General features: G+C 70.6%; 15 protein-coding genes and 2 pseudogenes. 14 read left to right on the forward strand and 3 right to left on the reverse strand.

What is annotated here, in order from left to right; all coding sequences use genetic code 11:
• Window positions 1-5: 5 nt before the first annotated feature.
• The 3 genes from Pla133_RS23975 (at window position 6) to Pla133_RS23985 (ending at window position 4,185) form a co-directional block, all read left to right on the forward strand.
• A complete protein-coding gene (locus Pla133_RS23975; protein WP_145070076.1) occupies window positions 6-1,664 on the forward strand; it encodes a glycerol-3-phosphate dehydrogenase/oxidase in 1,659 nt (552 codons plus the stop codon).
• Window positions 1,665-1,801: 137 nt separating this feature from the next.
• A complete protein-coding gene (locus Pla133_RS23980) occupies window positions 1,802-2,911 on the forward strand; it encodes a right-handed parallel beta-helix repeat-containing protein (protein ID WP_145070078.1) in 1,110 nt (369 codons plus the stop codon).
• Between the two features lie 26 nt (window positions 2,912-2,937).
• Window positions 2,938-4,185 (forward strand): hypothetical protein, encoded by a 1,248-nt coding sequence (locus tag Pla133_RS23985; RefSeq protein WP_145070080.1) that lies wholly within the window; start codon window positions 2,938-2,940, stop codon window positions 4,183-4,185.
• A 253-nt stretch (window positions 4,186-4,438) separates the two neighbouring features.
• On the opposite strand, the gene Pla133_RS23990 is transcribed toward Pla133_RS23985, so the two are convergent.
• Both Pla133_RS23990 and Pla133_RS23995 read right to left on the reverse strand, forming a co-directional pair.
• The gene (locus Pla133_RS23990; RefSeq protein WP_145070082.1) at window positions 4,439-5,959 is read right to left on the reverse strand and encodes a hypothetical protein; all 1,521 of its coding nucleotides are present in this window, start codon (window positions 5,957-5,959) and stop codon (window positions 4,439-4,441) included.
• A gap of 471 nt (window positions 5,960-6,430) precedes the next feature.
• Window positions 6,431-7,948 carry a hypothetical protein gene (locus tag Pla133_RS23995; RefSeq protein WP_145070084.1) on the reverse strand — a complete coding sequence of 506 codons (1,518 nt, stop codon included), beginning with the start codon at window positions 7,946-7,948 and terminating at the stop codon, window positions 6,431-6,433.
• Window positions 7,949-8,197: 249 nt separating this feature from the next.
• Between Pla133_RS23995 and Pla133_RS24000 the strand changes: the two genes are divergently transcribed.
• The 7 genes from Pla133_RS24000 to Pla133_RS24030 all read left to right on the forward strand — a co-directional run bounded on the left by Pla133_RS24000 (window position 8,198) and on the right by Pla133_RS24030 (window position 20,031).
• Complete coding sequence (locus Pla133_RS24000; protein WP_419191908.1) at window positions 8,198-8,980, forward strand: CYTH domain-containing protein; 783 nt, start codon at window positions 8,198-8,200, stop codon at window positions 8,978-8,980.
• Between the two features lie 202 nt (window positions 8,981-9,182).
• Window positions 9,183-11,603, forward strand: coding sequence for an acyl-CoA dehydrogenase (locus Pla133_RS24005; RefSeq protein ID WP_145070089.1), 2,421 nt, complete (start codon window positions 9,183-9,185; stop codon window positions 11,601-11,603).
• Between the two features lie 148 nt (window positions 11,604-11,751).
• A complete protein-coding gene (locus tag Pla133_RS24010) occupies window positions 11,752-12,906 on the forward strand; it encodes a hypothetical protein (RefSeq protein WP_145070091.1) in 1,155 nt (384 codons plus the stop codon).
• 41 nt (window positions 12,907-12,947) lie between these two features.
• Window positions 12,948-13,337, forward strand: coding sequence for an FxLYD domain-containing protein (locus tag Pla133_RS24015; protein ID WP_145070093.1), 390 nt, complete (start codon window positions 12,948-12,950; stop codon window positions 13,335-13,337).
• Between the two features lie 189 nt (window positions 13,338-13,526).
• The gene (locus Pla133_RS24020; RefSeq protein ID WP_145070095.1) at window positions 13,527-16,853 is read left to right on the forward strand and encodes a hypothetical protein; all 3,327 of its coding nucleotides are present in this window, start codon (window positions 13,527-13,529) and stop codon (window positions 16,851-16,853) included.
• 230 nt (window positions 16,854-17,083) lie between these two features.
• Window positions 17,084-19,354, forward strand: coding sequence for a M60 family metallopeptidase (locus tag Pla133_RS24025; RefSeq protein ID WP_145070097.1), 2,271 nt, complete (start codon window positions 17,084-17,086; stop codon window positions 19,352-19,354).
• Between the two features lie 155 nt (window positions 19,355-19,509).
• The gene (locus tag Pla133_RS24030) at window positions 19,510-20,031 is read left to right on the forward strand and encodes an SRPBCC family protein (RefSeq protein ID WP_145070099.1); all 522 of its coding nucleotides are present in this window, start codon (window positions 19,510-19,512) and stop codon (window positions 20,029-20,031) included.
• A 15-nt stretch (window positions 20,032-20,046) separates the two neighbouring features.
• Here Pla133_RS24030 and Pla133_RS24035 read toward each other — a convergent pair whose 3' ends face one another.
• Entirely contained in the window at window positions 20,047-20,457 is a 411-nt protein-coding gene (locus tag Pla133_RS24035; RefSeq protein WP_145070101.1) for a DUF3052 domain-containing protein, read from the reverse strand.
• Between the two features lie 392 nt (window positions 20,458-20,849).
• Here Pla133_RS24035 and tnpB point away from each other — a divergent pair.
• The 4 genes and pseudogenes from tnpB to tnpC form a co-directional block, all read left to right on the forward strand.
• Window positions 20,850-21,182, forward strand: a pseudogene (gene tnpB / locus Pla133_RS24040) (IS66 family insertion sequence element accessory protein TnpB); the annotation flags it as partial.
• A 30-nt stretch (window positions 21,183-21,212) separates the two neighbouring features.
• Window positions 21,213-21,998: an IS66 family transposase zinc-finger binding domain-containing protein gene (locus Pla133_RS24045; protein WP_145070106.1), complete on the forward strand. Its 786-nt coding sequence runs from the start codon at window positions 21,213-21,215 to the stop codon at window positions 21,996-21,998.
• A gap of 376 nt (window positions 21,999-22,374) precedes the next feature.
• Complete coding sequence (gene ltrA / locus Pla133_RS24050) at window positions 22,375-23,631, forward strand: group II intron reverse transcriptase/maturase (RefSeq protein WP_145070108.1); 1,257 nt, start codon at window positions 22,375-22,377, stop codon at window positions 23,629-23,631.
• Window positions 23,632-23,680: 49 nt separating this feature from the next.
• Window positions 23,681-24,667, forward strand: a pseudogene (gene tnpC, locus Pla133_RS24060) (IS66 family transposase).
• Window positions 24,668-24,725: the final 58 nt, after the last annotated feature.

Here is a 24,725-nt window from a genome sequence, read left to right on the forward strand (position 1 = left end):
GATCCGTGACGACCCCGCACCCCCTGGCCCCTCCCCCCCGCGACGAGCGGCGCGCACGCCTGGCGGCCGGCGGCCTCGACGTGCTCGTGATCGGCGGGGGCATCACCGGCGCCGGCCTGGCCCTGGACCTGGCGGTTCGCGGCCTCTCGGTGGCCCTGGTGGAGCGCGGCGACTGGGCCGGCGCGACCTCGAGCGCCTCCTCGCGCCTGGTCCACGGCGGGCTGCGCTACCTGGAGCACGGGGACCTGGCCCTGGTGCGGGAGTCCTGCCTCGAGCGGGCGCTCTTGCTGCGCAATGCCGCCGGTCTGGTGTGGCCGGAGACCTTCGCCTTTCCCGTGCGACGCGGCGACCGAGTGGGTCGGCTGAAGCTCGCCGCGGGCCTGGCCCTGTACACCGCTCTGTCGGTACCGCGCGCCCTGGGTCTGCCCAAGCTGCTCTCGGCCGCCGACGTGCGCGCGCGCGTCCCCGACATCGAGGCGGACGGCCTGCGCGGCGGCGGCGCCTACCTGGACGGCGCCACCGACGACGCGCGCCTGTGTTGGGCGGTGGTTCGCACGGCGATCGCCCAGGGTGCGGTGTGCCTCTCGCGCTGCGAGGTCGAAGCGGTGCAGGACGGCGCGGAGGGCGTGCGCGCGAAGCTGCGCGATCACGAGTCCGGCGAAGCCTTCGACGTCACGGCGCGCGCGAGCGTCCTGGCCGGTGGGCCGCTGGTGGAGGAGCTGCGCGGCCGCGCCGGGCTCGGCGGACGTTGGATCGCGCCGACCCGTGGCAGCCACATCGTCGTGCCCCGCGAGCGCCTGTTCACCCACGGCGCGGTGATCTTCCCGTCGAGCGTCGACGGTCGCGTGATGTTCCTGATCCCCTGGCCGCGGCACACGGTGATCGGCACCACCGACCTCGACGCGCCGGCCGGAGCTCCGCCCTCGGCCACGGGGCAGGAGGTGCGCTACCTGCTGGACTCCGCCAACGGCTTGGCGCCCGGGGCCCAGCTCGACGCGGACGACGTGCTCTCGACCTGGTCGGGGTTGCGGCCTCTGCTCGCGGCGCCCGAGGAGGACCCGGGGGCGCGCAGCCGCGAGGAACGCGTGGAGCGCGACGGCAACCTCTACACCATCGCCGGCGGCAAGCTCACCGGCTACCGCTCGATGGCCGAGAAGCTCGGCGCCAGGATCGCCCGCGACCTGGGCACCGGGAACGGGCACGCCAAGTCCCCCACCCGCGACCTGCGCCTGTGGGGAGCCCTCGACGCGCAGGTGGCCCAACCGGACTGGTCCGGGCGCATTCCCGAAGGTGACGCGATCAGGGCCCAGGCTTGGGTCCGGCGCTACGGCGTGCATGCGAGCGCCGTGCGGGCGGCCTGCGACGACGCCGATTGCGCCGACGCAGCGGGACTCGACTCGGATGCGTCGACGCTCCTCGATCCCGAGACCCTCGCGGGCGAGGTCGACTGGGCCGCCCAGTGCGAGGACGCACTCGGTGCCTGCGACGTGCTGCTGCGGCGCACCGACATCGCCTACGGCCCGCGCGAGAACGTCGAGCGCGCGGCGCCGCTGGTGATCGCACGCCTGGCACGTCGGCTCGGGTGGGACGGCGTTCGCGTGGATAGCGAACAAGCCCAGGTGCGAGCAATGCTCGAGCACCTGCACGGCTGGCGCGACCAATAGGCGACTTCCTCGCTGCCGCACGGATTGGTCGCGGCGGGCTCGGTCGCGAGCCACAATCGCGCCCGCCTGTCGACACCATCGTCGACGACGCCGGACACGCTCCGGCGGGACGCCCACTGCTCGCTCCAGGATCTTTCATGCTCAGCGTCGCCCTGACCCTGCCCCTCTTCGCAGCCACCTTCGCACCGATCGACGTCTTCCCCGGCGATCCGGCCGCGCTGCAGAACGCGATCGACGCCGCCGCTCCCGGCGCCACGATCCTGGTACACGGCGGGACCTACGACCCGATCGTGCTGAGCAAGGCGATCAACATCGTCGCCTCGCCCAAGGCCTTCCTGCAGATCACGCCGATCTGCCCGTTCACCACGTCGTCGAAGCCGATCATCAGCCTCTCTGGGCCCGGCTCCGGGCGCGCGACGATCAACAACTTCGGAGTCAGCGGCGGCGTCGACGGCTTCTTCTACTGCAACGGGCCCGAACCGCTGATCGTCGGGGGCGGCTTCGACGAGTTCTGGATCGTGGATTCGGTCATCGGCGCGACCTGGTTCGGCCTGACCGGACAGGCTCCGGGGGCGCCGGCGATCCAGACCAACGTCGGCACGCTGGTGATCTCCGGCTCGACCATCTCGCCCATCGACGCGGACACGGACTTCTATCCTGGACCGCCCTCGCCGGTCGGCATCAGCGCCCCCGGCTCGACCGTGATCGTGACTCACTCGTCGGTGCGCGGCGGCTCCTACTTCGCGTTCGAGAGCCCCCACTGCCCGGGTCCGCCTACTTCCGGTTCTTCGGGCACCGGCATCGTCTGCAAGCTGCTGTTCCAGACCGGCTCCGAGGTGACCGGCGGGCCCGCGGTGACATGGACCTGCGGCGGCTTCCCCCAGGGGACCCTGCCGGCGGGGCCGGCCTACGACGCGAACCTGGCCACGGACATCTTCGCCAACCTGACACCGCTGAACTCGACGGTGCGCGGCACCAACTGGCAGTTGCAGGCGATCACGACCGGCGCCGGCGGGTTCCTGTTCGTCAACTACGACACCGACGACGTGGAGTTCAAGCCCGGCCTCGGTTGGGACTTCTTGACGGTCGCCGAGACCTTCCTGACCCAGGTCGTGGCCCCGGGCACGTCGACGCTCTCCTTCCCGATCCCCGACGTGGTCGACCTGGTCGGCTTCGAGCTCGGCCTGGAGCTGCTCGACTTCAACCTGAGCCTGTTCGGCGGGCCGGTGATCACCCAGATCCGTTGACCGCGGGGGCCGCGTAGGCTGTCGCGATGGCAATCCTTCCCATCGCGGCGGCGATCGCGGCCCTGGCCACGGCGCAACAACCGGCCACGACTGCCACCTGGGAGCTGCTCGACCTCCCCGCGGCAGCCGGATCCCTGGCGCCACGCATCGGGGTCTTGGACGACCGGGTGTTGGTCAGTTGGCTCGAGCCGGCCGAGGGCGAAGGCCGCTTCGCCCTGCGCGCGGCGGATCTGGCGGGCGGCGTGGCCCGGCCCCTGGCGGCGCCCGCGGTCGTGGCGGATGACCTGTTCGTCAACTGGGCCGACACGCCGGGGGTGGTGCCCGCGCCCGGTGGCGCCCTGGTGGCCCACTGGCTGCAAGAGCTCGGCGGTGACAACTACGCCTACGGCGTGCAGCTCGCGCGCTCCACCGACGGAGGCGAAAGCTGGGAGCCCCTGGGCTCGCTGCACGCCGATCAACAGGCGGTGGAGCACGGCTTCGCCAGCTTCGCGCCCGGGCCCAGCGGGCTGACGGCCGTGTGGCTCGACGGCCATGGGACCGCGGCGGAGGTCGGGGACGGCGTGGCCAAGGGCGCGGACGAACACGGGCACGACGGTCGCGGCGCGATGACGCTGCACACGGCCCACGTGTCCGACGGCGTGCGCCAGGAGCTGGAGCTCGACGCCGACGTGTGCGACTGCTGCCCCACGTCGATCGTGGCGACGCCTGCCGGGCCGGTCGTGGCCTACCGCGACCGAGTACCCGGCGAGGAGCTGCGTGACATCGCAGTCGTGCGCTGGCTGGGTGACCGCTGGTCGGATCCGGCGCTGGTGCACGCCGATGGTTGGGTCGTTGCCGGATGCCCGGTCAATGGACCGGTGCTGGCAGCCCGAGGCCAACAGGTGGCGCTGGCCTGGTTCACGGCCGCGGACCGGCCCGCGATCAAGGTCGCCCTCTCCGCCGACGGTGGCCAGAGCTTCGGACCCCCGCGGGAGGCCTTCGTCTCGTCACCCGGCTCCCTGGCACTGGGCCGCGTGGCCCTCGAGTTCGATGCAGGCGGCGCCCTACACCTGGTCCACTTGGTGCAGTCGGGTGGCAGCGCCGAGCTGATCCACCAGGCGCGCGAGCCGGGCGGACGCTGGAGCGAACCCCAGGCGATCCTCGAATCTTCGCCCACTCGGCGCAGCGGCGTGCCCGTCCTGCGCCGGACAGGCGACCGCCTGCTCCTCGCAACCACGAGCGTCGGCTCCGAAGGCCGAACCCAGGTCCAACTCCGCAGCCTTCGCGCCGACTGAGCGGCTCCGCGTCCGGGCCGCGACCCGCTTCGCGCTCGAGACGGGCCCATTGCGGCATGACTGGACCGCGAGTGGCGCTCCTGGCGTGAGCTGCCGCCAAGCGCTCGGACGGGGCGAGCCGTTGCCAGGATCTGGCCCACTTCGGTCGCCGAATTCGGGGACGCTGCCGAGGCCCGCAGGAGCCCCGAACGAGGACGGCCCGCGGTGCCAGGCACTGCGGGCCGTCCGGGATCGCTCTTCGGTCAGGCTCGAATCAGGTGCCCGGGACCGTCGAGTCGTCGGTGTCGGGGCACCAGCGGATGCTGTCGACACCACCCGAGCCCGAGAAGATCAGCTCGGCGCGACGGACGCCGCTGACGCCACCGGGCTGGAAGAACTCCTGCACCGAGTTGTCACCGATGGGGCCCAGGTCGGCCTCGAGGATCAGCATGTTGTTCGAGTCGAACAGACGCACGGCGTCGATCTCGGTGCTGTCCACGTCGATCACCTTGAAGCTGATCAGGCGGATGTCCTGGTCCCAACCCATGAAGATGATGCCGCCGTCCTGGTTGTCGTCCGGATCGTCGACGAGGCCGTCGTTGTTCGCGTCGACGTCGTTCTCGGCGATGATCAGCAGGTTCCCGAGGAAGGTGTCGTTGTTGTCACCGTAGCCGGGGGTGCCGAGGTCGTCGTCACCGCCGGTCGGGTTGCCCGAGTCGAAGATGATGCACTTGTCGGGACCGCCGGGGGTGCCGTTCAGGGCGGCGAAGGTCAGACCGACGTCGTTGTACTGGTTGGTCATCTCGGTTCCGGCGGGGAAGTCGAGCGGCTTGCCAGTGGGGGTCTCGTTGAAGTCGACCGTGATCGGGCAGGGCTTCAACGCGATCTCGGCCAGGGCGCCGGAGCCACCGAGGTCGAGCTCGACCTTGGTCACGTTGGTCAGGCGCATGACGATGGTCTGCACGCCGTTGTCGCCGACGTCGACCAGCGGGTAGGTGGTGACACCCAGCCCGTCCTGCGTGACGCGGATCTCGCTCATCTGCGCGTCGTCGATGTCGACGACGGTCATCGAATCGATCTCGGTCGGCTCGGCGAAGTCGAACACCAGGATGCCGCCTTCGCGCTCGTCGTCCGGATCGTCGACCAGGCCGTCGTTGTCGGCGTCGACCGAGTTCTCCGCGATGATCAGCAGGTTGCCGAGGGCGGTGTCGTTGGCCAGGCCGTAGCCGGGGGTCGCCAAGTCGGTGTCGCCGCCGGTCGGGTTGGCCGAGTCGAAGATAATCGCCTGGTTGGGGCCGAAGCCGTCGTTGATCGCGCTGACCACCAGGCCGATCTCGATGTAGTCACCGACAATCGTCTGACCCGCCACCGGCTCGTCGAAGCCCGGGGCGTAGTCGAAGTCGAGCGGGATCGAATTCGCGGTCTCGGAGATCGGCAGGGGCGCCGTGCTGCCGAGCCAAACCTGACCCTGGCTGGCGTAGCCGGCTGCGACGGCGAACTGGGTGCCCGCCGGCAGGGCGCCGGGGACCGGGACCGAAACGCTGGCGCGGCCGGCGCCGTCGAAGAAGCCTTCGGCGACGATCAGCGAGGCGCCGAGGTCGATCGCGCCCGCCTGGGCCTCGACGTCGATCAGTTGGGCGAAGAGGGCGAAGGGGGCGCCTGCCGGACCCTCGAGCTCCGCGTACGCGGTGGTTTGCACACCGACGCGCTTGGAGTAGGCGACCAGGGCGTCACCGCCGGGAAGGGGGTCGATCGGGACCAGGGCAGGGGCGAAGAGGGCGAGCGTTGTCAGCATGGCCGAGTCGGATGGTTGAGAGTCAGCGCAGCGCAGCCGCGCAGTTCGGGGGCAGGTGCTCGGGCGACCGGTCCGGGGCAGTTTGGCCCCGGGAGACGTCCCGCTCGATGATTCGAGGCAAGACGCGCTGGGGGTCGGACCTACTTCCCTCAAGAACGGCAGGCTCGGCCGGAGCGATTGCCGCAAATCGAGAGAAGCTCGGTCCTTGTCGCATGAATCTGGCCTCCTGGCAACAGGGGCTCGACAACCCTCGCCGGGCCATTCGCCCGGCGCTGGCGGTCCCCGCTGCAGACCTGTACATGGGAAACCGATCCCACATCCGGCCTCCCGAAGAGGTCACTTGTCCTGAATCCGAGGCCCTGGCGCCGGGGCCCCCGTCCGCCCGAACGCGCGCGACCCGCGAGCGCCAGCCCGCGGGTCGCCAAGGGTCCGGCCTGGACCCTCCTAGGAGTCTGCGTCGACTCCGAAGACTCAGAGGGCCGGCTCGCCGCCCTCGTCGTCCAGACACCAGCGGAAGTTGTCGACGCCACCGGACCCCGCGAACTCGAGCACCGCACGGCGCACGCCCCCGAACCCGCCGTTGTCGAATCCGAACATCTGCACCGAATTGTCGCCAATCGGCCCGAGGTCGCGAACCAGGAGCAGGTTGTCGAACTCGTCGTACAGGTAGAGGAAGTCGAACTCCTCGCTGTCCACGTCGATCACCTGGAAGCTCAGCACGCTCACGTCCTGGTCCCAGCGGAACTCGATCTTGCCGCCTTCCTGGGCGTCGTCGGGATCGTCGACGAGGCCGTCGTTGTCGGCGTCCACGTCGTCCTCGGCGATGATCAGCAGGTTGCCGAGGAACTCGTCGTTGCCGATGCCCGGGCCGGGCGTCATCAGGTCGAAGTCGCCGCCGGTCGGATTGCCCGAGTCGAAGATGATCGCCTTGTCGGGTCCGAAGGGGCTGCCATTCTCGGCGGAGATGCGCAGGCCCAGTTCGTCGTAGTACTGGTCCGTCATCTCGGTGCCGGCGGGCATGTCGAGCGGACGTCCCATGGTCGACTCGTTGAAGTCGGCCGTGATCGGGCAGGGAATCATGCCGATCTCGGCGATGCCCCCGGAGCCTCCGAAGTCGAGGGCGATGTTGGTGACGTCCTTGAACTGGACGAACACGGTCTGGACCCCGTTGTCGCCGACGTCGACCAGCGGCACCGTGGTCACCCCCGGTACCCCCTCGCGAGTGAAGCGGATCTCGCTGAACTGCGTGTCGTCGATGTCGACGACGGTCAGCCAGAACACGTCGGCCGGCGGATCGTAGGTGAAGCGCAGGATGCCGCCGCCCTGCTCATCGTCAGGGTCGTCGACCAACCCGTCGTTGTCGGCGTCGACGTCGTTCTCGGCCACGATCAGAAGCTGACCGTAGGCGACGTCGTTGCCGAGTCCAGGACCCGGTGTCAGCAGGTCGGTGTCGCCCCCGGTCGGGTTGGCGGAATCGAAGATGAGCGCGCGGTTCGGTCCGCCGCCCTTGTTGAGCGCGGAGATCCGCAGGCCGATGTCCACGTACTCATCGGTGATCTCCTGTCCGGGGACCGGCTCCTGGAATCCCGGCGCGAAGTCGAAGTCGAGGGCCAGGGCGTTCTGCGCTCCGCCGATCGGGAGCAGGGCAGCATCTGTCTGCCAGAACTGACCTTCGTCCAGGTACACCGCTGCGACCTGGAAGCAGGTGCCGGCGGGGAGGCCGGCGGCGTTGGGGACGCCGACCGCCACGCTCGCAGTGCCGGCGCCACCGAGGTAGCCGTCGGCGAACTGGAAGCCGGTCGAGTAGTCGAAAGCCTGGCCCGTCGGCTGGGCCAGGAGCACGTAGGGCGCGCCCGCGGGTCCTTGGACCTCGACGTAGGCGGTGAGTTGGTCGCCGACGCGCTTGGAGTAGGCGACCAGCGAACCGTCTGCCTGGAGCGGGTCGACGGGCAGGACTGCGGGCAGGAACAGTGCGATCGAGGGGATCATGGCCGTGTCTGTCTCGAGATGGGTTTCCCCGGGGGCCGCTGCGAGGCTCCTGGCGGGCGGGGGAAGGGTCGTTCGATGAGATCGGGGGACGCAGCGACGACTCCTCGCTTCGATTGCCGTTGGGCGAACTCGTCTACCCTCCGGCGTCCTGTCGCGGTCCCCACGACCTCGAACGCCCCGAGCCTAGCCCCGATTCAAACTATTCGGGATCTTCTTATCTGCTAAATACTCCCACCCACCGTGGGCCCCGTGAATCCCCCTCCCATCGAGACCGAGTACTGCTGGGTGGTTCTGCCTCCCGATACCCGATCGACCCTGGACGCCGTGGCCTCTGCCACGCGCCTTGGCGCCCTGCACCTGGAGCCGCTGCCACCTGTCGACATCGACGACACGATCCTGGACCGGCCGGACGGGGCCCTGGGCGCACTGGGGCTGACCCTGCGCCTGCGGATCGAGGGCGGAGCGCCCGCACTCCTGACGATCAAGGGGCCGACCCGGCTGACGGCCGACGGCGCGACGACCCGCGCCGAGTTGGAGCGGCCCTTCTCCAAGCCGGCGTTGATCGCGGCCCTGGCCTTCCTGGAGGGTCTCGGAGGTCCCCCGACGCCGGCGCTCGACGCCATCGGCGAGCTCGGGTCGGAGCCCCGGGCGGCCCTCGCGCAGCTCGGGTTCATCGAGGTCCAGCGGCGACGCAACCTGCGGCGGCGGTCGATGCTCCTGGGGCCGGATGGGTCTCGACTCGCCGAGCTCGCGATCGACGAGGTCCGCTTCCGCGCTGGCGAGCGTGAGGTCGGGCACGCCGAGCTCGAGCTGGAGCTGGTCGGCGGGACCCCGGACCAGGCGGCCCCCGCCATCGCCGCCCTGGAAGAGCTGGCGCGACCCCACCTGAGAGCGTGGCCCCACTCCAAGACGGCCCTGGCGCGGTTGCTGGCGGACGCGGCCCGAGACGGACGCCTCGCGGGCTGGCTGGACCCTGGCGGCCACCTGACGGCCTCCGCCTACCCAGAGCTGAGCGCACTGCTCGGCGCCTGACCCACCCTGGACGCCCGTGATCCCAGGCACGGGCTGGGGCGCCGAATGGGCAGCCGCGGCGCCCTGATTCCTCACGAACCGAGGCCTGGCGGTCGATTTACAACCAGGACCGCCGTTGGTGGCCTATACAACCACCCGGGCATTCCGCCGCTCCGGAGGCGCTCCCGCGCCCCGATCTCCACTTCGATCCGTCACGACTGCCATGGTCCTGCTGATCCTGCTCCTGGCCCTCTTCGCCGCCGTCGCCCTGCTCTTCGTCGGGCAGACCTGGCTCGGATGGGCGGCGCCCATCGGTGCCGTCCTGCTCTTCTGGGGCGCGAGCACGAGCTTCGCTTCGACGCTGTTCTGGGTCGTAGCCGTGCCCTTCGCGCTCCTGGCCTTGGTCACCGGCGTGCCGACCCTGCGGCGGGCGGTCTTCGCCGGCGCGCTGATGAAGGCCCTCGGCCCGATCCTGCCGCGCATGAGCAAGACCGAGAAGGAGGCCCTGGAGGCCGGCACCGTCTGGTGGGACGGCGAGCTGTTCAGCGGCCAGCCCGACTGGAAGCAACTGCTCGACTTCAAGAACCAGCCCTTGACGCCGAAGGAACGCGCCTTCGTCGACGGACCCGTCGAGCGCCTGTGCGAGATGCTCGACGACAACAAGATCGTCTCGTCGGGCGACCTCTCGCCGGAGGTCTGGCAGTTCATCAAGGCCAACGGCTTCTTCGGGATGATCATCCCCGAGCAGTACGGGGGCCTGGGCTTCAGCGCCATCGCGCACTCCGCGGTGGTGACCAAGATCAGCTCGCGCAGCGTGACCGCCGCCGTGACGGTGATGGTCCCCAACTCCCTCGGCCCGGCGGAGCTGCTGCTCCACTACGGCACCCAGGAGCAGAAGGACCACTACCTGCCGCGCCTGGCGAGCGGCGAGGAGATCCCCTGCTTCGCGCTGACCGAGCCCAACGCCGGCTCCGACGCGGCTTCGATGACCAGCGAAGGCGTGGTCTTCCGCACCCAGCTGGGCGGCGAGGAAGTCATCGGCATCCGACTGAACTTCTCGAAGCGCTACATCACCATGGCGCCGATCGCCACGGTGGTCGGCCTGGCCTTCAAGCTGCGCGACCCCGACGGCCTGCTGGGCGACGAGCCCGAGCTCGGCATCACCTGCGCGTTGATCCCGCGCAACACGCCGGGCATCGAGATCGGCCAGCGCCACGATCCGCTCGGCATGCCGTTCATGAATGGCCCGCTGCACGGCAAGGACGTGTTCGTCCCGCTCGACACGATCATCGGCGGCCCCGCCAACGCCGGTAAGGGCTGGAAGATGCTGATGCAGTCCCTGGCCGCCGGCCGGGGCGTCTCGCTGCCGTCCATGTCGGTCGGCGCGGCGCAGATGGCCACCCGCGCGGTGGGCGCCTACGCCACCGTGCGCGAGCAGTTCGGCATTCCGATCGCGAAGTTCGAGGGCATCGAGGAGCGCCTGGCGCGCATCGGCGGCCTGACCTACGCCATGGACGCCGCGCGCGTCCTGACCGCCGGCTCGATCGACGCGGGCGAGCAGCCCTCGGTCATCTCGGCCATCGTCAAGTGTTACCTGACCGAGTCCATGCGGGTCGTGACCAACGACGCCATGGACATCGTCGGCGGCGCGGGCATCTGCCGCGGACCGCGCAACATCATCGCCCACGGCTACCAGGCCCTGCCGATCGCGATCACCGTCGAGGGCGCGAACATCCTCACGCGCTCGATGATCATCTTCGGCCAGGGCGCCCTGCGCTGCCATCCCTTCGCCAAGGACGAGGTGGCCTGCTTCGAGCGCCGCGACTCCGCCGGCCTGGAGCAGGCCTTCTTCGGCCACGTGGGCTTCGTGTTCCAGAACGCCGCCCGCGCCTTGGTGCACGGCCTGACCGGCGCGCGCTTCGCGGGTACGCCCATGTCGGGCGAGGCCGGACGCTACCTGCAGCAATTCGAGCGCATGAGCTCGGCCTACGCCTTCCTGGCCGACACGGCCATGGGCACCCTGGGCGGCAGCCTCAAGTTCCGCGAGAGCCTGACCGGCCGCCTGGCCGACGCCCTCTCGTGGATGTACCTGGGCACCGCGACGGTCAAGCGCTTCCACGACGGCGGCTGCCGCAAGGAAGAGCTGCCCTTCATGCGCTGGGGTTGCGACCACGCGCTCTTCGAGATCCAGAAGGCCATGGAGGACTTCCTGGCCAACTTCCCCTACCGCCCGATCGCCTGGGGCCTGCGCCTGGTGCTGTTCCCCCTGGGTCGTTCCTACCGCGCGCCCTCGGACGCCCTGGGCGCCAAGATCGCCCGCGCGATCACGGACGGCGGCGCCCTGCGCGAGGAGTTCTCGCCGGACGTCTTCGTGCCGCCGGTGACCGAGCTGGGCCTGGGCCAACTCGAGGAGGCCTACGGGGCCGTGCTCGAGGCGCGTGCGGTCGAGAAGGTCGTGCGCGACGCGATCAAGAAGAAGCACCTGGCCAAGAAGCCCGGGCACAACCTCTACGAGCGCGCCCTCGAGGCCGGCGTCATCGGCCCGAGCCAGATGGCCGTGCTCGAGCGCGCCAACAGCCTGCGCGACCGCTCGGTGGCCGTCGATGCCTTCGAGCCGGGGGCCTACGCCCAGCAGGCGGGCTGATCGACCTCCGGTAGCGTGGGACGTACGGTGGCGGGATCATTCGTCCCACCTGCCGAGGCGAGGAGCGGCCGCAGGCCGCTTCCTCGCCCCGGCAGGTGGGACGAATGATCCCGCCACCGTACGTCCCACCAAGCAGTCAGCCCCCGCCGTGCACCGCCACTCACCCATCGCCGCCTTCGCTCTCCTCGTCGTCGCCGGCTGCGTGGCCGGTGAACCCACCGGACCGCCGGTCACGATCCTGACCGTCAGCACCCGCTCGGCGCTCGACGTCGGCGAGATCGCGCCGGGTGCCTCGGGCACCGTCGTCGAGTTGAACGCGGGCGACAGCGATTGGAACCGTCTCGCGCGCCTGATGTGCGCCGACGCGCCCGCGGTGGACGACGGCCCCTTCCCGCTGCTGCCCGGGTCCGCGGCGACCCTGGCCGAGCGCGCCAGCGACGCGGGCTTCGAGACGGCGGCCTACGTCACCGGCGAGGCGACCCGCGAGGAGGGCGGGCTCTTGCAAGGTTGGTTCCACGGCTACGACGGGCCGAGCCTCGAGAGCCTGGCCCCCGGATCCGCCGAGCGCCTGGCGGCCTACCTGGGCGCTGACTTCGTCAAGTCGAAGCTGCCGCGGCCGATGGAGGACGCCAGCTTCCTGTGGGTGCACCTGGACTTGACCGGCTTCGACGCTCCCGCCGCCGCCAAGTTGGCCGCGGATGCCTGGCGTCAACTGGGCGAGGCCAGCAGTTCGCGCCCCGATGCCGTGCGCGTGCTGGCGCTGCTGCCCGCCGGGAGCACCAGCGTGACCCTGGCCTCGACCGCCGGCACCCCGCCCTCGGACGCGAGCCTCTACTCGTTGATCTCGGAACAGGCGGCGCTCCCGCCCCTCGAAGCCCGCGCGACGGGGCACGAGACCTGCACCACGCACCACCCCACCGGCGAGGTCTGGAGCGTGCGGCGCTACCTCGACGGCAAGCCGAACGATCCGTGGATCGTCTGGCACGTCAACGAGCTGCCCCAGTACGAGACGGACTACGCCCGGGGGGCGCGCAGCGGTCATTGGTTCAGTCGCGCGGAGAACGGCTATCCGCTGTTCGAGCGCCACTACGCCGACGACGAGCCGAGCGGTGAGTGGCTGCGACGCCGCCCCGACGAGTCGATCGTGTCGCGTGGCAGCTTCGAAGGCGGCCACCGCGTGGGCATCTGGAGCGAATGGCATCCGGGCGGGCAGCTGGCCCTCGAGGTGACCTTCGACGACCGGGGACGCCCGGTGGGCGAAGTTCGGCGCTGGAGCGCGAACGGCGCTCCGATCGCGCGCTAGTCCCTTGCGCGATGGGCGGCCGCCGGGCGACGCTCGCGGCCATGTCGCGCTCCATCCGCCTGCTCGTTCCAGCGCTGCTGCTCGGAGGTCTCGGTTCCTGTGTCTCGCCCCTCGTGTCCTACGGCGGTCCGGTCACGGCCGAGGGCATCGAGGTGACCGTGGACGGGGTCATCCGGCGCTTCGGACGCGTGCTCGCCGTCGAGGGCACGGCGCGCAACGTGGGCCAGTCCGACCAGGGCCACCTGCGCCTGGTCTTCGAGCTGCTGGACGACGACGGCGCCAAGATCGGCGACGCCACCGCCCAGTCCGAGGGCCTGCGCGCCGGTCAGCTCTGGCGCTTCGATGCGGCGGCCACCGTGAAGTTCCACGCGCGGGTGGACCGGGTGCGGCTCGACCGGGTGGAGCTGGGGCCGGCCCTGAAGCTGGACTGACCGGGCACCGGGGACGCCGAGCACTGCCGCCCTTGAACCCCACGCGTCCAGGGTCGTTCCTCCCACGCCACGCCGGGAGTCGGCGCCAAGAGTCTCGACCCCCGCGGCGTTCCTCGGTCGGGGCGGCGCGATCCTTGCGACTGCGGAGCGACGACCCCTGGGCCCTTCCATGGCTGAGACAGACCAACCGTGATCCGACTCCGAACAGCCCGCCGCCGATCCGCCGACTCGTCGATCCGCCAGTCCGCCGCCTGGGGCTTGGCCCTGGCGGGGCTGCTCGCCTCCTGCGCCGGGCAGGGCACCGACCCCGAGCCGCAGCCCGATCCTGCCCCCGTGCCCCCGGTCACGGTCGAGGCGGCCACCCTGCTGCGCGAGGGTCCAATCGCCTGGGAGCCGGAGGACGAGGTGTTGGACAGCGAGGGGGCCTTCGAGAACTCGATCACCGTGAGCGGGGGCGCCGGGGGGAGCTACGGCGGCCGCGCCGGCGCTGTGATCGCCGAGCTGAGCGGTGGGACGAGGCCCTCGCCGCCCGCGTCCGCTTCTCCGCCGGTGGAGACCGAGGCCCTGCGAGCCCTCGGCTACGTCGGCGGCAACTCCGACGACGGTTGGGTCACGGAGTTGGGCGAGGAAACCGACGGGGAGCGGGCCAAGCAGGCCCTCGCCCGCCTCTGGCAGCGAGCGACCGCCAAGCCCAACACCTCGCGCCTGCTCGTGGGCGAGGACGACTCCCTGCCCCTCGAAGGCGCGTCGACCGAGGTCTGGATCGAGGGCTTCCGCGCCCGCGTCGTGGTCGACCTGGTCTACCGCAACGACCGCGATCGCCAGCTCGAGGGCAGCTTCCAACTGCGCCTGCCTGACGGCGCGTCGCCCTACTACCTGGCCTTCGGTGCGGAGACCTGGAGCCCGCAGACCCCCGACGACACGTGGACGCCGCGGCGCGACGCGGACGAGCGCGCCCAGTCCGGCTCCTCGCCCGCCGACATCGCCCGCGCCCGTGCGCCCTTCTGGGCCGGGGTCAAGGAGGCGCGCATGGTCACCCGCGACCGCGGGGCAAAGGCCTACGAGGAGACCGTCGCGCGCCAGGTGGACCCGGCCCTGCTCGAGTGGGCCGGCGCGGGCGTCTTCCGCGCGAAACTGTTCCCCCTCGTGCCGGGCGAGCTGCACCGGGTCGTGCTCGGCTACGAGCTGGACCTGTCGCGCGTGCAAGCCGCGGAGTTTCAGCTGGCCCTCGGCTTGACCTCGGCGCCGACCCATCCGGTCGACGTCCACATCGATCTGCCCGCCGGCGCCCGGGCCGAGCTCCTCGCGGGTGATCTGCACCAAAGCTTCGGCGCCGCCGGGGGCGTGCACGAACACGTGCAGCTCGACGGCGCGACCATCGATGGCCTCGCGATCCTGGTCTCCGACCTGGCCACGCCCCTCTTGGTCACGCCCGGAGTCGCCGGCCGCGGCCTGTTCGCCACCACCGTGCAGCCGGCCCTGGAGACCGCGCCAGCCGAATCCGCGCAGCGCGCGGTGATCCTGCTCGACACCTCGCGCTCGGCGGCCGCGGGCTACACCACGTGGATGGCACTGCTCGAAGCGCTGCTCGGCGGCGAAGCCGCGCCGCGGGAGTTCGCGCTCTTGGCCTTCGACGCCGGACAGACCTGGCTGACCCGCGGTTTCGTGACCAACGACGCCGCCGGCCGCCGCACCGCCCTCGAGGCCGCGCGGGCCCAGTGGCTGGCCGGTGCCACGGACCTGGCCGGGGCCCTGAGCGAGGCCGTCGCGCCCGCCTGGTGGAACGGCCCCGTCGACTGGGACCTGTTCCTGCTCGGCGACGGCGCCAGCACCTGGGGCGAGGCCGACCCGGCGCGCATCACGGCCGCCCTGGATCGAGCTCCACGAACGTCCCTGTTCGCCTACCGCACGGGCCAGGCCGGCGGCGACGTGGCCCTGCTCGAGCGCCTGGTCCGGGCGTCGGGCGGCGCGGTGTTCAACGTCGCGGGCGACAGCGCGGTGGCCGCGGCGGCGACCGCTCACAGCTCGCGTCCGTGGCGCCTCGTGGAAGCGCGCGTGGACGGCGCCAGCGACCTGTTGATCGCCGGACGGCCGCGCTTCCTGTTCCCCGGCCAGGCCCTGACGGTCGTCGGTAGCGGTGCGCCGAGTGCGGGTGCGGTCTTGGAGCTCGACCTCGAACGCGACGGTCAGGTGCTGACCTGGCGCACGCCGCTCACCCAGCAGATGACCGGGAGCCTGGCCGAGCGCGCCTTCGGGCAGATCGCGGTGGCCCAGCTCGAGGAGCTCGAGCCGGCCTCGCGCACCGAGGCCGAGGACTTCGCCCTGCACTTCCGCGTGCCGGGCTCCTCCTGCTCGCTGCTGATGCTGGAGACCGAAGCGGAGTACGAGGCCTACGGTCTGGGCGAGCGCGACACCTGGGACGCCGTCGCCGAGCTGGCGGTGGCCGCGACGATCGAGCGCCTGTGGCGCGAAGCCGGCGCGTCCCTCGCCGATCCGCGGGCACGCCTGGCCAACTTCCTCGAGCGACTCCAGAACCTGCCCGACGTGAACTTCGAGTCCGCGGGCGAGTTGGTCGCGGCCCTCGCGACGATCGATCCCGCGACCCTCACCATCGCGCCCGAGCCCCTGGAGACCACCCGCCGCGCGGAGGACGTCGCCGAGGCGATCCGCGCCGCCGTGGGCGCCGAAGAGGTGCTCGAGTCCGAGGTGCGCGAGGCCACGGCCGCGCAGGCCGACGCGGGACGGCTCTCCAAGGCCGATCGCCTGCGCGCCCTCTCGACCGTGGCCGAGACCCACGCGGGCGAGCCGGCGGCCGCGCGCGAGCTCGGCTTCGACGCCCTGGCCCTGGGCTACCCCGGCCACGCCTACCACCAACTGCTGCGCGCCGCCGAGGCGCGCCCCTTCGAGCCCTCGACCTACCTGGCCCTGGCCGAGGCCGCCGCCGAGGCCGGCAACTTGCAACTGGCCTGGATCTGGTTCGAGGTCGCCCTGGGCGGCCAGTGGAGCGGGCGCTTCGGCGACTTCCGCCAGATCGCGTCCGTGACCTGCCTGCACTGGCTGCGCGAGAACGCCTCGGATCTGCCGAACGCCGCGGCCGAGCGACTGCGCGGCCTGGCCGGCCAGATCGCCGCCGAGGCCGGCTTTGCGGAAGCCGACATCGTGGTCTTCGTGCAGTGGAGCACCGACCGCACCGACGTCGACCTGCACGTGCTCGAGCCTGGCGGCGAGCGCTGCTACTACGGCCACAAGACCACGGCCCAGGGCGGCCGCATCTCCACCGACGTCACCCAGGGCCTGGGCCCGGAGATGTACGTCCTGCCGCAGGCCGGCCCCGGCGACTACGGCATCGGCGTCAACTACTTCGCCAGCGACCGCAACAAGACCGAGCTGCGCACCCGCGTCCACGCCACCGTCTTCCGCAACTTCGGCCGGCCCACCGAGCAGCTCGAGCGCCGCGCCCTGACCCTCGAGGACGCCGGCGGCATGCGCGACATCGGGATCCTGACCATCGAGTGAGCGGCGAGCGGCGCCGGGTCCAGGCTCGCTCCATCGGCGCGGTCCATCGGGTGTCGGTCGTCGGCCGAGGCGGCCGCCATCGAGTCCCCGGATGGGACTCGCCCTCGACGACGCGGGGCCCATGGCTTTGTCGCAGGTCGGTCGAGCCCGGGTGCGCCGCCTGACACCCGGAGCGGTCCGAGGTCCTGGGCGCGGATCTTGGTGGCCGAACCGGGCTAGGGTTGCTGGGGATGACGTCCTCCATTCGACTGGCCCTGGCCCTCCTGTTCGCCTTCGTCGCCGCCGTTCCGTCGGTCGCTGGCTCGCAGAACCGCGCCCACGACCGCGACCGTGACGCGCTGCTGGGCGAGCTCGAGACAGCTCCCGCGCCCGGCGTTCCCGGGCGGCTCACGGTGTTCGGCGAGGGGGCCTTCGCGGTGCTCGCGCCCGAGCGCGATGGTGCGCCGCGGGCGGTGATGGCGGGGGCGACGGTCGGTCGCAAGGGGCACTTGGTGCTGTTCGGGCACGGGGGCTACCTGGGCCTGGGCAGCGCCGAGCGCGAGGACGGGCGCGAGCTCCTGCGGCGCAGCTTGGAGTGGGCGGGCCAGGGCCTGCCGCGCAGCGCGCGGCGCCGGGTCGAGTTGGTCGACGCCGCGCCCCTCGCGCCGGTCCTGGCGAAACTCGGCTTCGAGGTCAGCCTGCGCGATGCGCCCGGCGCGAAGCCGGCGCTGGTGGTGCTCGGACACTCGCACCCGAGCGCGCAGGAGCGTGCCGACCTCGCCGCGAGCATGGCGGGCGGCGGCGGCCTGTTGTGTGCGGCCACCGGTTGGGGCTGGCAGCAGCTCAACCCGGGACGCGACATCGCCACCGACCTGCCCCTCAACCTCCTCTTGCAGCCCTTCGGCCTGGCCGCGACCGGCGGCTCCAGCGGCGGCGACGGGGACGGCGCCTTCCGAGTCGCGCCTGCGCGGTCGGCGGCCGAGGGCGACCTGGCCCACGCCGGGCGGACCCTCGAGCGCTTGACCGCGGGCAAGCTGGCGGACCGGGACGGGGCGGCCGCCCGCGGCGTGCTACTCGACGCGGCCCTCGCGGTGCCCGAGGACGAGCCGCGGATCGGCGCGCCCATCGCCGCCCTGGCCGCGGAGCGCCTGGACCTGTGGCGCGCGGGCCGCGCGACGCCCCTGTCGCCCGATCCGCGCGATTCTCTGAGCGTGTCGATCTGGACGCGACGTTGGGAGCGCGCGGCACCGGACGACGTCCCCGCCGCGCCGGGCATCGAGGCCTTCCCCGGGTTGCTCCCGTCGGGCCTCGAGCTGGTGGATCGATCGGTGACCGTGCCCGCGGGCCCGCGCGGTCGGCGCAGCTTGGGCCTGTGGTCGCCGGCGGGGTCGGTGGTGCGCGTCGAGGTCGCGGGTGGGCAGGTGCCGGCGCGGACGGCAGTGCGCGTGGGCGCCCACTCGGACGAGTTGTGGCACAAGCCCCGTTGGGAGCGCTGGCCGCGGATCTCGCGCGCGGTGCCCCTGATCGACGGGCAAGTCGAGCTCGCGACAGCCTTTGGCGGACTGCTGTATCTGGAGCTCGATCAGGCCTTGGGCGACGACCTGCGCCTCGAAGTCAGCGGCGCCGTGGCCGCGCCGCTCCTGCGCGCGGGGGCGGACGACGCCGAGCTGGCGGCCTTTCGCGCGCAACTCGAGGCCCTGCCGCCCGCGGCCACCGCGCCCTGGGTCGAACTGGCCGGGCGACACGTGATCCTGACCGTGCCCGCCGACGCCGCGCGGGCCTGCGCCGATCCAGCCGGTGCGATCGCGTACTGGGACGCGACTTGGGAGGCCCACGTGGCGCTGCTCGGTGCGCCGCTCGCCGACCGCCCGGAGCGCTTCGTCTTCGATCGACAGATCTCCGCCGGCTGGATGCACTCGGGCTACCCGATCATGGCCCACCTGGTCAGCGCGCGCGACGCCCTCGACACCTCGCGCCTGCGCCGCGAGGGCGATTGGGGCCTGTTCCACGAGCTCGGGCACAACGCCCAGGACCGCGCCTGGACCAGCGCCAACATGGGCGAGGTGACCTGCAACCTGTTCAGCCTGCACGCCATGGAGCGCATGGCCGGGATCGGTGTGGGCGACAACGAGCGCGGCGGCGGGTTGCTGCCGGCGCTGCGCGCCCACCGGGCGGCGGTAGCCCAGGGCGAGGCGGGCTTCGATGAGCTGCGCGGCGACCCCTTTGCGATGCTCGCGCCGTTCGTGGAGCTGCAACTGGCCTTCGGTTGGGAGCCGTTCACTGCGGTCTTCGCCGAGCACCGCGCCGTGGCCGCCGATGCGGGCGCGGATCCGCTCGGGCTCGGCCCGCCACGCGGCGCGGGTGCGGCGCGGGATCAGGCGGTGCGCGACCAATGGGCCCTGCGCTTCAGCCGCGCGGTCGGTCGCGACGTGTCGCCCTTCCTGCGCTCCTGCGGCTGGCCCCTGTCGGAGTCGGTGGGAGAGTCGCTCTCCGACCTCGATGGGTGGATGCCGGGGCAGTGAGGTGGTAGGCGTTCGTATGGTGCCAGGCACAAGACCGTTGGGCGGCGGTTTTGTGCCTGGCACCGTACGAACGCCTACTACCGGGCTCCCCAATCGCGCGCGGGGTCACGCCGTCGGGGCTTGACCGCACCCTGTTCCTGACGGACCCTCGATCCATGGAAATCGGCCTCGCGATCATCGTCGGCTTACCCGTGCTCGTCGTCATCGTCGGTTTGATGCTCCCGGCGGCGACCGACATGGTCGGCACGGTGCGACTCGCCGTCCCGCCCGACGTGCTCTGGCAACGACTCCTCGACGGCGAGCACTACCCGGTGTCCTGCGCCATGGCCCGTGGCGTCGAAGTCCAACCGACCGAGCACGCCGGGCCCGCCTGGCTCGAAGACATCGGACACAGCAAGGTCCAGGTCCGCACCCTCGAGGCCGACCCGCCGCGCCGGCTGGTGCGCTCCCTGGGCGACACCACCGTCTCCATGTCGGCGCAGTGGACCTTCTCGATCCTGCCCGACGGCGAGGGCTCGCTGGTCAGCCTCGAGAACCACACCATCGTCGACCGCGGCACCTGGCAGGTGCCCTTCTTCCGCGTCATGACCCGCGTGTTCGGCGCCGCGCGCAAGGGCATGGAGCAGTACGTGCGCTCCCTCGCCGGCGGCGAGGACCTGCAGTTCGACTGGAGCTGAGCCCGACCGACCGGCTCACTTCCCGCGGTCCGCGACCCGCACCACGAAGCGCAGGGCGGACCAGGTCTCGTCGATCGCGCAGACCTTGTTGTCGACCAGGCCCAGGGCCAGGCCGCGGCTCTGCACCGCGTCGAAGTCGAGGTCGGTGACGACCCCCGAGGACTTCTTGGGCCAGGCGACCCACAGCCCGCCGGCCTCGTCCAGGGCGCGCCGCAGGGCCGGCAGGCGCCGCTCGAGTCGACGCCGGTCGGGCGCGAAGGACACGAGCACGTCCCGCGCTCCACGCAGATCCCGGCGCAGGACCACACCCTCGGGCAGCGGCTCCAACTCCCCGCCGAAGCCCTCCGGCGCATCGATCAGCGCCACGCGGTGCCCCGGCTTGATGCCGAGCTTCTTCGCCAAGGGGGTCCCGGAGTAGCCGGCCATCGGACCAGGTTAGCGGGGAGCCCTGGGGAGCGGGTCTCGAGAGTCAGAAGGCGTCGAGGCCCAGCTCGAACACGTCGCCCCCGCGCTACGCCGGGCTCACGAACCTGGAGCGTCCGTCGTCGTCGGCCATGGGGACGCCCGAGCCGTCCGATGCGAAGAAGGGGTCTGCGGTGAAGCGCGCTCTGTAGGACCGGCCATCCTGGAGCGGCACGGCGAGCGTTCGACCCCGTGCCAGGAGGACCCTTCCGACGAGTCCTCAGCATCCCGAGCGGCTTCGACTCCTCCGAACTCGATCGGCTGCTCTGGATCCTCATTCGCCGGTGATCGACTACTGCTCTGAAGTCCGCGTCTACGTCGCGCCCGGCGTGACCGGAATGTGAAAGTCCTTCGACACGTTGGCCGCGCTGGTAGATGAGGTCGTTGCGATGGACCCGCCCTCCGATCACCTCTTCGCCTTCTGCAACCGCGGTCGCGATCGGGTGAGGGTCTCTTGGTGTGACGGTGGTGGCTACTGCGTACTGGCGAAACGCCTGGAGTCCGGACGCCTCGCTTGGCCGCGCGGTGAGGCGGATGGCGAGGCTGTGACGATGGCACCCGCGGAGCTTGCGGGACTGATCGACTGGGTGGATCGCCCGCCGCCACTCAGCGGCGGCTCGTACGACTGGGATGTGGCACGAAGTCGCCCGCCAACTGCAGATTCCCCGCGACCTGTGATCCGGCCTTGAACACATTCCGCCGATGAGTACGGTGTCGCAGTGGAAGCCGGTGAGCTCGAGAGCGAGAACGCGACCCTGCAAGAGCGGGTCGACGTGCTGGTCGCTGCGCTCGAGGCCGAGCGTCGCGAGAAGCGCGACCTCGTGCACTACATCGACTACCCGCGCCGGCGGGTCTTCGGCCCGAAGGGCGAGAGACTCGACCCCGACCAGCTGCAGATCCCCTTCGAAGATCTGGTCGATGTGATCGAGGCCGAGCGCCCGAGCGTCCCCCTGACTGAGGCGACGGAGGCCCCAGACGCCGAAAGCCCCGAGGACAAGATCCCGAAGCGCTTTCGGCGGAAGGGCGCCCACGGTCGCAAGGCGCTGCCCGACGAACTGCCGCGCGTGCGGATCGTACACGCCCTCGACGAGGATGAGCGCTGCTGCCCGTCCTGCTCGAAGTCGATGGCGCGAATCGGCGGCGTCGTCACGGAAGAGGTCGACTACGTCCCGACGTCGGTGGTGGTGCGCGAGCACGTGCGACCCAAGGACGCCTGCCGCGGATGCCAAGCAGGCGTATTGATCGCGCCGGCGCCGCCGCAGGTGATCGACAAGGGACGCACCGGTGCGGGCCTCTTGGCCCGGGTCCTGGTGTCGAAGTACGCCGACCACCGTGTGCCACGAAGGATTGCTGACCAGCCGCAAGGCTGGAGGAGCAGGCCGTGTTGCATGGACGATGAGGGTAGGCCCCTCGGAATCGGAGTGCAGGCTCAGGTTCCAAACCGCCTCGAGCTGCGTGGGTTAAGAGCCCAGGTGGTGAGCGTCGAAGGAAAAGGCGCGGCGTGACTGCGTCAGGTGAGGTCCAGGGAGACGAACGCAAGTGAACCGCTGATGACGTGTCGTGAAGTATCTACTCGACGTCGAAACCGGGCAGGGTGGTTGGCCCGGGACAAGCCCAGAGGGCACCTGTCTACCGACTGGGCGGCGTCCGGCATGAAGGCGGCGTGAACTTGGACCAGGCGTCCGTGTGGAACGTGGGAACCTGTCGTCCCGATGCGAAGGAGGGCGCCCGAGCAGGCAGACCCTGCAAGGGCATACCGACCGATGCGGGGCACAGGGGCGGAGCGACTCGTAGTAGTGGTGAAGGCTGGGAAACGAGCTGGAGCAAAGGGGTCGCGTCGTTCGGCCGCGACCATAGGTCAACCGGAAACGGGAGGAGCCTGTGGAAGTAGCAAAGCCATTTCAGATTCCGAAGAAGCTTGTTTGGGAAGCCTATCTGCGGGTCAAGTCCAGTGATGGTGGGCCCGGGGTTGATGGCCAGGCGATCGAGGACTTCGAGGTTGACCTGAAGGACAACCTCTATCGTCTCTGGAACAGAATGTCGTCAGGTTCGTACTTTCCGCCGCCGGTCAAGCTGGTGGCGATCCCCAAGGGCGACGGAGGAGAACGAAGGTTGGGAGTGCCGACGGTCGCGGACCGCGTCGCTCAGAATGTGGTGAAGACGGTCTTGGACGAGGTCGTGGAGCCTCAGTTTCATCCTGACTCCTATGGCTATCGGCCGGGCCGGTCGGCCCACGATGCCATGGCGCGAGCCAGGACGCGCTGTTGGCAATTCGACTGGGTTCTAGACCTCGACATCCGCGCCTTCCTCGACTCCCTCGATCACCACCTGGTGATGCGCGCAGTACGGCGCTACACGAGCAGTCGCTGGGTCCTCCTCTATGTTGAACGGTGGCTGAAAGCACCCTTGCAGCTCGAGGATGGATCGCTTGAGGAGAGGGATTCAGGGACTCCCCAGGGTGGGGTCATCAGTCCGGTTCTCGCGAACATCTTCCTGCACCTCGCGTTCGACACCTGGATGGCCGAGCGCCATCCGGACGTGCCGTTCGAGAGGTACGCGGATGATGTCGTGATTCACTGTCGGACCGAGGCCCAGGCAATGCAGGTACGCCGAGCTATTGTTCAGCGTCTCGCTCACTGTCGACTCGAGGCCCACCCGGCCAAGACAAAGATCGTCTATTGCCGGGACTCCAATCGGAGAGGGCCGTACCCGAGAGTCAGCTTCGACTTCCTCGGGTACACCTTCCGGCAGCGTCGCGCGCACAACCGGGGAGGTCAGCTCTTCCTGAGCTTCTCTCTGGGGGTCAGCGACAAGGCCGCGAAGGCAATGCGACAGGAGATGCGACGATGCTGGAGGGTCGCGCGGCGAACTGACAAGAGCCTGATCGATCTGGCGAACATGTTCAACCCGAGCATGCGGAGCTGGATTGCCTACTACGGAGCGTTCCACCGCTCGGCGCTGGTGCCGGTCTTTCGCCCGCTCAACTACGCTCTCGTGCGTTGGGCGCAGCGGAAGTACCGGAAACGGTTCCGGCGTTGTGGACGACAGCCGTGGCGTTGGCTGGCGGGAATCGCCCGCCGCGACCCCACGCTATTCGCGCACTGGGCAATCCTTCGGACTGGAATGGCTGAACGATAAAGGCCGTATGAGCTGAGAGGTTCACGTACGGTTCTGGGAGAGCGCGGGGGTGCAATTCCCCCGCGCCACTCACCTTCCTCTGCACCGCCAGGAGGTGATCTTCGAGCGGCACGGCTACGCGCTCAGTCGCTCGACGATGTGCGACTGGGTCGGGGCCTGCGCCGAGCCGCTCTTCCCCGTCGTCCAGGTGATGCGAGAGCGCATCCTCGCATCGGGGTACGTGAACGCCGACGAGACGCCGGTCCTGATGCAGACCAACTTCGAGGGCGGCGGCAAGCAGTGCGCCTGGCTCTGGGGCTACGCCGATCGCGACGGCGATGTGGTCTACGACTTTCGAACGAGCCGGGGCCGTGATGGCCCTCTGTAGTTTCTCGATGGATTCCAGCGCTACCTGCAGATCGACGATTACGCCGACTACAACGAGGTCTGTCGCTCAGATGGCGTGACCAAGGTCGCGTGCTGGGCCCATGCCCGACGCAAGTTTTGGGAAGCGCTGACAAGCGCGACGGCGGACGCGTCGACAGTCCTGGCCAAGATCCAGCGCCTGTACCGCGTGGAGAAGGAAGCGCGCGATGCGGGCCTGGCTCCCGATGCGGTAGGCGAGCTGCGCCAGTCGAAGTCGAGACCGATCCTCGCGTCGATCCACCAGGACCTCGAGCGACTCTCGAAGTCGGCGCTGCCCAAGAGCCCAGTCGGCAAGGCAGTGGCCTACACGCTCAACCTTTGGGAGGAGTTGGTCCGGCACGTCGACGATGGCCGGATCGCGATCGACAACAACTCGATCGAACGAGCCATGCGCGCGGTGGCCGTAGGCCGCAAGAACTGGCTCTTCTGCGGCGGCGAAAGCGGCGGGCAGCGAGCGGCCGTCATCTACTCCCTCGTCGAGACCTGCAAACGGCTCGACGTCGAGCCCTTCGAGTATCTCCGCGACGTGCTCTCGAGGATCCGCGAGCACCCCGCCGATGGACTCGAGAGCCTCACGCCGCGTGGATGGCGGGACGCACGCTCCCGCGCGGTAGCCACGATCGCAGGCTGAGAGTCGGGGCGCCATCGCGTCCCCGGCCAATCGCCAATCCGAGCGACCGGGCGAATTC

Origin of the sequence: Engelhardtia mirabilis, from assembly GCF_007748095.1 — a bacterium.
Taxonomy (GTDB): Bacteria; Planctomycetota; UBA1135; order UBA1135.